Source organism: Accumulibacter sp., assembly GCF_023806635.1.
Classification (GTDB): Bacteria; Pseudomonadota; Gammaproteobacteria; order Burkholderiales; family Rhodocyclaceae; genus Accumulibacter.
This window is the reverse complement of record NZ_JAMTDQ010000007.1, coordinates 26,975-39,417: the sequence shown is the minus strand read 5'-3', so window position 1 is coordinate 39,417 and position 12,443 is coordinate 26,975. Positions and strand designations below refer to the sequence as shown.

Here is a 12,443-nt window from a genome sequence, read left to right as displayed (position 1 = left end):
GTGGCGATCAGTTCGACCAGATGCATGTAGCGCGGCGGATTGAAGAAGTGGATGCCACAGAAGCGCGGCCGCAGCGCCTCCGGCAGACCCTCGGCGAGACGGTTGATCGACAGGCCGGAAGTGTTCGAGGCGATGATCGCCGTTGGCGCGATGAAGGGTGCGATCCTGCGGTAGAGGTCATCCTTCCATTCCATCTTCTCGGCAATCGCCTCGATGATCAGGTCGCAATCCCGGAGTTGCTCCAGGTCCTGCCCGTAGTTGGCGGCGTCGATGTAAGCGACGCGGTCCTTGGTCGCCAGCGGCGACGGCTCGAGTTTCCCGAGCGCGTCGATCGCCTTGCGGACGATCCCGTTGGCATCACCCGTGGCAGCCGGCAGATCGAAAAGCACCACTGGCACTTCGGCATTCGCGAGATGCGCGGCGATCTGCGCGCCCATGACGCCCGCTCCGAGTACGGCGGCCTTGCGTACTATGAAGTTGCTCAAGCTGTTCTCCTGTTATGGGTCGACTCTGTCCGCCGGGAATGCCCCGCGCCGGCCCTGCACGAGACCGGTCAAACGAACGTTTGAATTATACGCCGATAACAGCCAACGTCAACTCCGCGTGTTGCACGAGTCTCGGGGTCTTGCCTGAATGGGCCACTGAACGGCGCCGTCAAGGGCCTGGGCACTGGACGGCTCGAAGCCGGTCGACCGGCGTTGGCTGCGATCAGACGGGAGCTGGCAGTTCCCGCTTGCCGCCGTCCTGGTCGATCGCGACATAGGTCAGTACCGCTTCGGTCACCTTCACCGTGATCGGTTGCGCCGGGTGACGTTCCGCGTAGACCTCGACCCGGACGGTGATCGAGGTACGACCGGTGCCGACGACCTCGGCAAAGAAGCTGACGACGTCACCGACCGATACCGGCTGCTTGAAAAGGAACGAGTTCACCGCCACGGTGGTCACCCGGCCGCGTGCTCGCCGCATCGCCGGTATGGCGCCGGCAACGTCCACCTGCGCCATGATCCAGCCGCCAAAGACGTCGCCCTGCGGGTTCACCTCGGACGGCATCGGTACGACACGCAGGATCGGCTGCCTGTCGGGCAGCATGGTCACCAGCTCAGGCATGCTGGCTCCGCAGGTAGTTCAGTGGGCCACCGGTGAACGGAGCGAATCCGGTACCAAAGATCACGCCGGCGTCAGCCAGGTCGGCGTCGGCAACGACGCCGTCGGCGACCAGTTCCCTGGTTCTCTCGAGCAGCGGACGCACGAGGCGCTCGGCAAGACCGGGCGGCACGGGTCCGGCGGGAGGCTTCGCCACCTTGCCACCCCGATGCTCATAGAACCCGCGGCCACTCTTGCGCCCCAAGTGGCCGGCGTTGAAGCGATCGAGCAGGCAGCGCGGCGGTTCCGCCCCGCTGCCGGCCAGGCTCCTGCCGGCAGCCATCGCGACATCGAGGCCGACCATGTCCACGAGCTCGATCGGTCCCATCGGCATGCCGAACGCAAGCATCGCCTCGTCGACGGTCGCTGGCGTGATCCCTTCGTCGACCGCACGCATTGCCTCGAGCATGTACGGCCCGAGCACGGCGTTGACCAGGAAGCCGGGCGCGCTCTTCACCGGTAGCGGCAGCCGGTCGATCTGGCGGACGAAGGCGGTCGCACGCTGAACGGTTTCGGCGTCCGTCTCCACGGCGGCGACGACCTCGACCAGCGGCATCTTCGCCACCGGATTGAAGAAGTGGATGCCGACCAGCCGCTCGGGGCGCGTCAGCACGGCGGCGAGATCCTCGATCCGCAGGCTGGAAGTATTGCTGGCGAGAACAGCCTCCGGCCGCATGCGCGCTTCCAGACCAGCGAGCAGGACGCGCTTGGCTTCGAGGTCCTCGAAGATCGCCTCGATGACGACGTCGGCCTGCGCGGCGCCGTGTCCTTCGGGATCGGGGATCAGCCGATCCATCACCCGGCGCAACTCGCGCGCATCGCGGATGCGCTTCCCCCAGGCGGTGCATGCCCTCTGCAAGGCCGGCGCGATCCGCTCGATGCCCTGATCCTGCAGGGTCACGGTCAAGCCGCGCAAGGCACACCAGGCCGCGATGTCGCCGCCCATGACACCGGCGCCGACGACATGCACGCGGCGGGCACTGAAGTTGCTGGCCTTGCCGAAACTCTTGAGGCGCTCCTGGAGGAAGAAGACGCGCACCAGGTTGCGCGCTGTCGGCGAGCGGACGATGCTGTCGATCAGCTCCGGTGCCGCCAGGGCGTTGCCCTGATGCCGCGCCCAGATGTCGATGATCGCGTAGGGCGCCGGGTAGTGCTCGCGACGAGCGCGCCGCGCGACCTGCTTGGTCGCGCCACTGGCAACGATGCTCCTGAGCGGCCCGTTGAGCAGGCGCTGCAGGACGGGCGGACGCCGCCGCGCCTGGCCGCTCAGGACGAGCATGGCCGCCGCGGCATCCATCACCCGCGGTGGCACGCAGTCGTCGGCGAGGCCGAGCCGCTTCGCCTTCTTCGCATCGATCGTCCTCCCGGTCAGCATCATGTCGAGCGCCGCCTGCGGGCCGATTCGTTCGGGCAGGCGGAGCATGCCACCCCAGCCGGGAACGATGCCCAGCATGACTTCCGGCAGACCCATGCGCGTCGACGATTCGTCAATGGCGAGCAGGTAACGACAGGCGAGCGCCAGTTCGAGGCCACCACCGAGGCAGTGTCCGCGCACGAGAGCGAGCGTCGGGTAGCGCAGGGCAGCCAGGCGATTGAAGAGCTGCCAGCCGCGTGCCACCAGCTCGATGCCCTTGGCCGGCGTATCGAGTTGGGTGAACTCCTGGATGTCGGCGCCGGCGATGAAGCCCGCTGCCTTGCCGGAGCGGAAGATGAGGCCCTTTGGCGGTTGCCGGTCGAGCTCATCGAGGAGCTGCGACAGTTCCGCCATGACCGCACTCGACAGCGAGTTGGTCGATTCGCCCGCCTTGTCGAGAGTCGCCCAGGCGAGTCCCTGCGCGTCGACCTCGAGCCGCCAGTTACGCCAGCCATGCGTGTCGGGATTCATCACCTTTCCTTGATACTCGTTTTCCGTCATCAGTTTCATGCGACACCTGCCTGCAGGTTCTCGACCAGCATCGCTCCGCCCTGACCGCCGCCGATGCAGATCGCCGCGATGCCACGGCGTGCACCGGCGACACGCAGGGCGTGCAGCAGATGGAGGACGATACGCGCGCCGGATGCACCGACCGGGTGGCCGATGGCGATGGCACCGCCGTCGACGTTGAGACGCTCGGGCGACAGCGAACCGAGCGCCGCCGGCAGACCGAGCTGCTCGCGGCACCAGGCGTCCGACTCCCAGGCTGCGAGGCAGCCGAGTACCTGCGCGGCGAAAGCCTCGTTGATCTCCCACAGGTCGATGTCGTCAAGCCCGAGTTGCTGGCGCTGCAGGATCGGTGTCGCCGCATGCACCGGCCCCAGACCCATCTCGGCGGGGTCGAGACCGGCCCACTCGCTGTCCGTGATCCGGCCAAGCGGTTGCAGTTGCCACTTCTCGACGGCTGCCTGCGAAGCAAGCAGCAGCCACGCCGCACCGTCGGTTATCTGCGAACTGTTGCCGGGCGTGATCCGACCGTAGCGGCGGTCGAAGAATGGCTTCAATTTGGCCAGCCCGACCAGGCTCGAGTGCGGACGAACCCCATCATCGTCGAGGTACACCTGGCCCTGGCCATCGACCAGCGGCACGATCTCGCCGAAACGCCCCGCCTCGCGCGCAGCAACGGCGCGCTGGTGACTGCGGACGCTGAACTCGTCCATCTGCTGGCGCGAGATCGCGAAGCGCCAGGCGAGGTTCTCCGCCGTCTGGCCCATCAGCAACCCGACGACCGGATCGGTCAACCCCTTGAGCAGGCCGATGACCGGCGCCAACAGCTGCGCCGGGCGCAACCGGCTGAACATCGCGAGCTTCTGGCCGAGGCTCCTGGCCTGCATCATCCCCGCAAACCACTGCACCATCACATCGTTGTAGAGCAGCGGCGCACGCGACAGCGCGTCGACGCCACCGGCAAGCACCAGCTGCGAACGCCCGCTGCGGATGTTGGCCATTGCCGAATCGATGGCCTGCATGCCGCTGGCGCAGTTACGCATCACCGTCCACGCCGGCACCTGCTGCCCGCAGCCGAGACGCAAAGAGACGACGCGACCGATGTTGACTTCGTCTGGCGACGGACTGGCACAACCGAGAATCACCTCATCGAGGTCGGTGGCAGAGAACGGCTGCCGAATCAGCAGCGCACGCCCCGCCTGCACCGCCAGGTCGCTGGCCGCGAACGGACCCGGGGCATTGCGCCCCTTGAGAAAGGGGGTGCGCGCTCCATCGACAACAAATACCGGCTCAGATCCCAATACCTTCTCCTTCTCGCAGGTCCTCTGGCAGCGGCGCGGTGGCCAGGAGTGCGGCTCCTCGCCGCCGGCCGCTGGCGTCAAGCGGTCGCTTCAGGCGGCAGCCTTGTGCAGCAGGGTCTGCTGCCGCGTGCGACCGAGATCGTGCGGGAAATCGTCGACATGGATGACGATGTCGCGCAACTCGTTGCGCCGCTTGAGGACCGCGTACTCGGCGGGGGTGACGATGCCGGCAGCGAATGCGGCGTGCGCCAGATCGCGCACATTGGCGTCGGGATTGTCGACCAGCACGCCCTTCTTCTCCGCGGCGCGGATCTTTGCCTCGATCGGCTCGGCCTCGATGGTCGCCAGCAGCGCGAGTTCAAGGGCACCAACGGCTTCCGACTCGCCCTTCGGCACGTAGGTCTCGGCGGTCAGCCGGTCGCGTGCGGCCGATGGCTCGATCAGGAGCTTGGCCACGCGGTGACCGATGCGGTCGGACGGAACATCGTAGGGATGCCCCAGCGGGAAGACCATGCGGTAGAGCAGGCGGCCGATCCAGCGGATCGGGAAGTTGGCGATGGCACCGTCGAAAGCCATCTGCGCCTTGTACATCGCGTCCCAGATCGCCCAGTGCATGAGCGGGGCGTCGGCCTGCTGGCGTCCTTCCGACTCATAGCGCTTGAGCGTCGCCGAGCACAGGTAGAGCATCGACAGGATGTCGCCGAGACGCGCCGAGAGCTTCTCGCGACGCTTGAGCTCGCCGCCGAGCACCAGCATCGAGATGTCGGCCAGGAAGGCGAACGCCGACGAGAAGCGGGTCAGCTGCTGATAGTAGCGCCGCGTTTCCGGTGCGACGTTGGCCGGCACGGAGACGAAGTGCGAGCCGGTGAGCCCTTTGCGCAGGGCGCTGAAGGCGTGCCGGGCGGTGAATACGGCGTGACCAAACAGCGCGCGGTCGAAATCGTCCAGGCCCTGGCGCGTGTCCGGGTTGAACGCCGCCTTCATTTCCTTCAGCACGTAGGGGTGACAGCGAATGGCCCCCTGGCCGAAGAGGATCATGCTGCGTGTCAGGATGTTGGCGCCCTCGACCGTGATGCCGATCGGGATCTGCTGGTAGGCGCGGCCGATGAAGTTCGATGGACCCAGGCAGATGCCCTTGCCGCCGACGATGTCCATGCCGTCATTGACCACCTGCCGGGCGCGTTCGGTGACATGGTACTTGGCAATCGCCGAGACCACTGAAGGCTTCTCGCCGAGATCGATGGCGCCGGCAGTCATCTTGCGCACGGCATCCATCATGTAGGTGTACGCGCCGATCCGGGTCAGCGGTTCCTCGACCCCCTCGAAGCGACCGATCGCCATCTTGAACTGGCTGCGCACGCGTGCATAGGCGCCGACGCTGCGGGCAGTCAGTTGCGCCATGCCGGTGTTGGACGAGGGCAGCGAGATCGAACGGCCCGCTGCCAGGCACTCCATGAGCATGCGCCAGCCCTGGCCAACCATTGCCGGACCACCGATGACGTAATCGAGGGGCATGAAGACGTCCTTGCCACGCGTCGGCCCGTTCATGAACATGGCGTTGAGCGGAAAATGCCGGCGGCCGATTTCGGCACCGGGCGTATCGCGCGGAACGAGCGCGCAGGTGATGCCGACGTGCTTCCTGCCGCCAAGCAGGCCATCCGGATCGTACAGGTGGAAAGCCAGGCCGAGGATGGTGCAGACCGGCCCGAGCGTGATGTAGCGCTTGTCCCAGGTCACGCGCATGCCGAGCACCTCCCTGCCCTGCCAGATCCCCTTGCAGACGATGCCGACATCGGGAATCGACCCGGCGTCCGAACCCGCCCACGGACTGGTGAGGGCGAAAGCGGGAATCTCCAGACCCTTCGCCAGGCGCGGCAGGTAATGATTCTTCTGCGCCTCGGTGCCATAGTGCAGCAGCAGTTCGGCTGGCCCGAGCGAGTTCGGCACCATCACCGACACCGACAGCGCCGAACAGCGCGTCGACAGCTTGGTGACGATCTGCGAGTGCGCATAGGCCGAAAACTCGAGGCCGCCGTAGCGCTTGGGAATGATCATGCCGAGGAAGCCCTTGTCCTTGATGTACTGCCAGGCCTCGGCCGGCAGGTCGTGGAGTTCGCTGGTCACCTGCCAGTCATCGACCAGCGCACAGGCCTGCTCGACCTCGTTGTCCAGGAACGACTGCTCCGCCGGCGTCAGCTTCGGAACCGGGTACGCAAGCAGCTTGTTCCAGTCCGGGTCACCGCGAAACAGCTCGCCGTCCCACCAGACGGTACCTGCCTCGAGCGCGACGCGCTCGGTCTCCGACATCTGCGGCAGAATCCGCTTGTAGGTCCTGAAGATGGGTCGGCTGACGAGCGCCCGTCGCAGCGGACGGACGCTGAACAGCACGACCACGCTCGCCAGCGTGATACCGATTGCACTCCAGATGATCGTCGCGATCATGGCTGTTTCTCCTGTGATGGGTCTTGGGTTCTAGATCTGGGGTCTGCTTTGTCTGGCCGCCTTGCTCGGCGACTCTTTTTGGATTCCACCTGGCTCGTCGAACTGCGGCAGCGGAGCCCGCAGGCCGCCGAGCAGGAAGGGCATCAGCCGCTGTGCGAGCCGTCTGGCGCGAATCGTGTCGTCGTCCTGCGCGGGTCGCTCGCCAGCCAGATCGTCGAGTTCGACGCCGGTCACCACGCGCAGGACGTCGGTACCGGCGATCGCGTACGACATGGCACCGAGCATGAAGTGCAGGCGCCAGACGATCTCCGCCTGCGGCACGTCGGGCAAGGCCCGGTACAGGGCCTGCTTGTAGCGCTCGATGACCTCGGCGTACTCGCCGGCAAAAAAGGTGCGGATGAACTCTGCCGGTTCGGTCAACGTGCGACCGAGGAGCCGCAGGAAGGTCATCCCACCCAGGGTCTGGTCCTCGCCCATGCGCAGCAGGGTGCCAAAAAACGCCTCGAGAATCTGCGACGGCTTCAGCGCCCCACCGCCGGCCTGCGCCTCGAGACGATCGAGGGCCTGCAGGCGATGCTCGTTGAGCCAGCCCAGACGACGTCGGAACACCTCGCGCAACAGCGCCTCCTTGCCGCCGAAGTGATAGTTGACGGCTGCCAGATTGACCTCGGCCTCGCCAGTGATCATGCGCATCGAGGTCGCCTCATAGCCGTTCTCCATGAACAGGCGCTCGGCGACATCGAGGATCCGATCGCGGGTATCACTGTTGGTCTTCTGTTCTGGCATCTGCTGACTGGTCACCGGATGGGTCTGTGGAAGTTGCCGTTGCTCATCGGACACGGCACTCTTTCAAACGTTCGTTTTAATTCTAGGGCGTGAGCGCAGGGAATGCAAGCTTTTTTCCACCGTCCTCGGCTTGAGGAGAGGCGAGACACCGCTCCCGGGCTTCGGCCAGATCATGCGCGACGGCCTTGTGCGCGTCCCGATGGTTGCTTCACGCGGGATGACCGGTCCGCCGTCATCTGCATGGAAGACTGTGCATTCCGCCAGCACTTCATGCGACAAAACAGTTGACCAAGGCTGGCGGCTCCGTACAACATGCACAAGCAACGAACCGACAACGCAACCGGCATGGCGATCGGGAGTTCCACCATCACGACTACGATCACGAATCGCCTGGACGAGGGCATGGCTGCGTGCGATCTTGCCGGACGCACGAGCCGGCAAAGCTTCAACTGCTGCGTTACCGGAACAGTCGGCTTCCCTGGCCGCCAGGTCCGCGCCCGCGTTGGACCTCCCGTCCTGCCGATCCGGCGGAGCGCCGTGTCGCACTGGCCGCGATCACCCTCGATCAAGCAGTTCTCATCAGACGCCGGTGCCGGGATGCGAAGCCATCAGGGCTCCGCGGCGACACGATGGCTGCGCGTGATCGCGGTGTTTTGCCTTGGACTCCTCGTTGCGGCCGGTTCATCCGCCGCCGATGGGTCTGCCGACCTGCTGACGCCGGCGGAGCGGGCCTGGCTGGCCGCCCGTCCGCCGATCGTCCTCGGCGCCGCGGACGACTGGGGCGTCCTCGCGAGGAAGGATGCCGCGGGGGGGCTGTCCGGGCCCCTTGTCGAATACCTCGACCTGATGAACCGCAAGCTGGGCACCAGCATCCGCATCGAGGCCGGCCCGTGGCACGAGATGGTCAGCAAGGCCGAGGCCGGCAAGATCGATGGCCTGGCGGTGTCGTCGCCGCTCGAGGAGAGGAAGAAACACTTCCTGTTCACCGACGTGTTCCACGAGTCCCCCGACTTCATCTATCTGCGAACGGATGACCTGCACAAGGATGGGGCCCCGACCGACCTCGCTGGTCTGCAGGGCAAGCGGGTGGGCTACCTGAAGGGCTCACTGCGGACCGGCCGTGCCCTGGCAATGCACCCGAAGATCACACCGGTGCCGCTCGGGAGCTACGCGACGCTGGCCCAGGCACTGCTGCGCAGGGAACTCGATGCGGTGGTCGCCGTGTACGCGTTCGAGCAATGGCGCGTGAGCAACGCGGTCGTCGGAATGGCGATCACGCGGATCGTCCACGAGATCGACGCGCGACAGGTCATGTCGATCAACCGGAACGAGCCGGAACTGGTCGGCATCCTCAACAAGGGCATTGCGGCCATCACCCGGGGCGAACTGGAGTCGATTCAGCGGCGGTGGTTCGGCGCGGCCTCTCCGGGCCGCGTGGCAGCGGACCACGGGGAGTTCAACGCCGAGCTGCTGACCAGGGAGGAGCGAGCGTGGCTCGCCGCCCGTCCCGACATCGTCATCGGTGCCGGCGAGGACTGGGCCGCGACGGTGATGAAGGATGCTCGCGGCAACCTGTCCGGGTTCATGGTCGACTACCTGGACCTGGTCAATCGCAAACTCGGAACCAACGTACGAATCGAGGTCGGCCCGTGGCCCGAGATGGTCAGGAAGGCCGAGTCCGGTGCAATCGACGGCCTCACGCTGACCGCGCCGCTCGACGAGCGCAGGAAACACTTCCTGTTCACGGACGTCTTTCATTCTTCGCCGGCGTTCATCTACCTGCGGACCGATGACCTGCACAGGAGAAAGGTCCCGCTTGCCCTCGACGACCTGCGTGGCAAGCGGGTGGGTTATCTCAAGGGAACGCTGCGCGAGAGCAGCGCCCTGGCGAGGTATCCGGAGATCACGGCAGTCCCGGTGGACGGCTACGCGGAGCTGGCCCGACGTCTCCTGCGTGGCGATCTGGACGCGGTCGTCGCTGCCTATTCGCTGGAGTACTGGCGGGCCAGCAACGGCATCGTCGGCATGGCCGTGACGCGGACCATCCACGAGATCGACCCGAGCATGGTCATGTCGATCAACAAGGAGCATCCGGAACTCGTTGCGATCCTGAACAAGGGCCTGGCGGCGGTAACCAGGCCGGAGCTCGAGGAGATGTACCGGCGTTGGTTCGGGCCGGACTATTCAAACCGGGTGGCGGCGGTTCGGGTGCGGCTCAGCGCCGAAGAGCGCGCCTGGCTTGCCGGCCGCGACCTCATCCGCATCGGGATCGACCCGCGCTGGGCTCCGGTCGAGTTCGTCGACGAAGCGGGCGCGGCCAGAGGAATGTCGCTCGCCTACCTCGAACGCATGAGCAAGACGCTGGGCGTGCGCTTCGACGTCCGTTCCGACCTCTCCTGGTCCGAGGCCACGCAGGCGCTGCAAGACGGGCGCCTAGACGCGCTCGCTGCCATCGCGTCGACACCTTCCCGAAGCCAGCAGCTCCGCTTCACCGATCCCTACCTGTCGTTCCCGGCAGCGATCTTCTCGGCGGCCGATGTCACCTACATCGGTGGGCCGGAAGGATTGAACGGCAAGGTTGTGTCCGTCGTGCGCGGGGAAGCCATCGAGGAATGGCTGCGCGAGAACTGGCCCGACCTGCAGCTGCTGCCGGTCGCCGACACGCCAGCAGCCCTGAAGACGATCACGGATGGCCGTGCCTATGCCTTTGTCGGCAACCTCGTGACCACGAGCTACTACATCGGCCAGTCGGGTCTCAGCCAGATCCGGGTCGCCGGCGAGACGCCCTTCGTCTACCGGATCGCGATGGGTGTGCGCAGCGATTGGCCGATGCTCGCCGGGATCCTGCAGAAGGGCATCGACGCGATCCCTCTCACCGAGCGCGATGCCATCTACCGTGACTGGATCTCGATCCAGTATCAGCACCGCTTCGACACCACGATCCTGTGGATGATCGCCGGCGGAGCCATGCTCATCCTGCTGCTCGTCTTTGGCGAGCGCACGCTCCGTCTGAACCGCGCGAACACGCGCCTGCAGCGGCTGGCCAGGGACCTGTCGCAGGTCGAGGAGCGCGAGCGCCGGCGGCTTGCCGGCGAGTTGCACGACAGCCCGATGCAGAAGCTGGCGCTGGCCCAGCTGCAGTTCAGCGCCGCCAGCGGCGAAGTCGATTCGGGGCTGGCCGCGCGCCTGGACAACGGCCTCGGCCTGATGCGCGAGGCGCTCGACGAGCTGCACACGCTGCAGTTCGAGCTCAGTCCGCCGCTGCTGTATCGCGAGGGCTTGGCGGCGGCGCTGGAATGGCTCGCGGCGCACGCGACGGAGCGCTTCGGCGTCGCCTTTTCGTTCCGGGACGCCGCACCCATGGTGAAGTTTCCGCAGGAACTCGCGATCGTGGTGTTTCAGGTTGCCCGGGAGCTCGTCTACAACGTCGCGAAGCATGCAGCCGCCAACACGGCGTCGATCACGCTCGACGCCGACGGCCACCATGTCGTCCTGACCGTCGCCGACGACGGCAAGGGCTTCGAGCAGCCGTCCGGAGCGCGACGGCGCCGGGAAGGCTTCGGGTTGTTCAGCGCCCGGGAGCGCGTGACGCTGTTTGGCGGCGAAGTGGCGATCGAAACGACGGCAGCCGGCAGCCGGGTCACGGTCCACCTGCCCGTTGCGCAGCAGACCGGGACCGCCCCGGGTCCCGCAATGCAAGCCGCGGACTCTTTGCAGGCAAGGGGCGGCGAGGCCGCTCGATGACGATCAGCATCGTCCTTGCCGACGACCACGTGCTCTTCCGCCAGGGGCTGGCGGCGCTACTGCGGGAGCAGCCGTGCTGGGAGGTGGTCGGGGAGGCCGGAAGCGGCGAGGAGGCCATCGACCTCGTCGCGTTGCTCAAGCCAACGGTCGCCGTCCTCGATGTGGAGATGGTCGGCATGGGCGGCATCGACGCAGCGAAGCGGATTCGCGAGATCTCGCCCGGCACGAAGATCGTGGCGCTGTCGATGTACTCGAGTGCGCATTACCAGCAGCGCATGCGCCGGGCGGGCGCATCGGCCTACGTCTGCAAGAGCCAGCCGATCGGCGAGCTGGTTGAAGCTGTCAAGGCGGTCATCGGCGGCCGGGGCTACGAGCCGGGCTTGCCGGAACTGCCGGCACCGGCCGCAATGGCGCGCAGCGCCCGGGTCGACGCGGACGCGTTGAGCGAACGGGAACGCGAGGTGCTTCGGTTGCTCGCCGAGGGCCAGCGGACTGTGGTGATCGCCGAAACGCTCGGGATCAGCCACAAGACTGTCGAGACCTACCGTGCCCGGCTGCAGCAAAAACTCGGGATCAACGATCTTTCCGGACTCGTTCGCTTCGCAATTCGCGCCGGCCTGATCTCGCCGGAGTCGTAGCCAGCGGCCGACGCCGCGTCCTTCGCGCCCGCCGTTGGGCGCGTGCCAGCGGCACTTTCCGCTTTCCGCACGGCTTTGCGAAGCGCCTCGACCGGCGCGGGTCGAAGCGTCGCACGCCACTTCATTCTGGCCGATGTAGTGGCCTGCCTGACAGGTACCGCCTGACTATTCGTGCCTGCCAGGCGGCGGTAGACTCGCTCGAGTCCAGAAGTGGAGGCAGTCGATCGCGGCGCGGAACGTGGCAGGGTCGTCCCCCTGAAAGCAGAGAACGGAACCTGTGTTCGGCATGCGCCAATCCTGCTGCCGAAACTGACCGAGCCGATCGGAGGGCCAACAATGCCTGGCTTTCTGCCGCGATCCAGCGCGGCCAGTGCAACATGGATGATCAGCGTCGCAGCGGCCCAAGGCGGAGTCCCGTCGCCGGGGCGCGGCCGAGGTCAATCGAGCGTATGGCGACTGTAGCGCCGG

Annotated in this window: 8 protein-coding genes; 2 read left to right on the top strand and 6 right to left on the bottom strand. The window is 66.4% G+C overall.

The window, feature by feature from the left end; genetic code table 11:
* From NFW30_RS01875 to NFW30_RS01850, 6 genes are all read right to left on the bottom strand, one after another.
* Positions 1 to 485, bottom strand: a 485-nt coding sequence (locus tag NFW30_RS01875; protein WP_295371715.1) for a 3-hydroxyacyl-CoA dehydrogenase family protein, incomplete at its 3' end; no start/stop codon positions are given.
* 223 nt (positions 486 to 708) lie between these two features.
* Positions 709 to 1,107, bottom strand: coding sequence for an acyl-CoA thioesterase (locus NFW30_RS01870; protein WP_295357037.1), 399 nt, complete (start codon positions 1,105 to 1,107; stop codon positions 709 to 711).
* Complete coding sequence (locus NFW30_RS01865; RefSeq protein ID WP_295357089.1) at positions 1,100 to 3,028, bottom strand: 3-hydroxyacyl-CoA dehydrogenase NAD-binding domain-containing protein; 1,929 nt, start codon at positions 3,026 to 3,028, stop codon at positions 1,100 to 1,102. The genes NFW30_RS01870 and NFW30_RS01865 overlap by 8 nt, the downstream gene beginning before the upstream one ends.
* A gap of 35 nt (positions 3,029 to 3,063) precedes the next feature.
* On the bottom strand, positions 3,064 to 4,365 hold the full coding sequence (locus NFW30_RS01860; RefSeq protein WP_295357040.1) for an acetyl-CoA C-acetyltransferase: 1,302 nt from the start codon (positions 4,363 to 4,365) through the stop codon (positions 3,064 to 3,066).
* A 90-nt stretch (positions 4,366 to 4,455) separates the two neighbouring features.
* A complete protein-coding gene (locus NFW30_RS01855; protein ID WP_295357043.1) occupies positions 4,456 to 6,807 on the bottom strand; it encodes an acyl-CoA dehydrogenase in 2,352 nt (783 codons plus the stop codon).
* Positions 6,808 to 6,837: 30 nt separating this feature from the next.
* A complete protein-coding gene (locus NFW30_RS01850) occupies positions 6,838 to 7,593 on the bottom strand; it encodes a TetR/AcrR family transcriptional regulator (RefSeq protein WP_295357046.1) in 756 nt (251 codons plus the stop codon).
* A gap of 639 nt (positions 7,594 to 8,232) precedes the next feature.
* Here NFW30_RS01850 and NFW30_RS01845 point away from each other — a divergent pair.
* Together NFW30_RS01845 and NFW30_RS01840 are read left to right on the top strand one after the other, a co-directional pair.
* A complete protein-coding gene (locus NFW30_RS01845) occupies positions 8,233 to 11,337 on the top strand; it encodes a transporter substrate-binding domain-containing protein (RefSeq protein ID WP_295357048.1) in 3,105 nt (1,034 codons plus the stop codon).
* Entirely contained in the window at positions 11,334 to 11,975 is a 642-nt protein-coding gene (locus NFW30_RS01840; protein ID WP_295357051.1) for a response regulator transcription factor, read from the top strand. The genes NFW30_RS01845 and NFW30_RS01840 overlap by 4 nt, the downstream gene beginning before the upstream one ends.
* Positions 11,976 to 12,443: the final 468 nt, after the last annotated feature.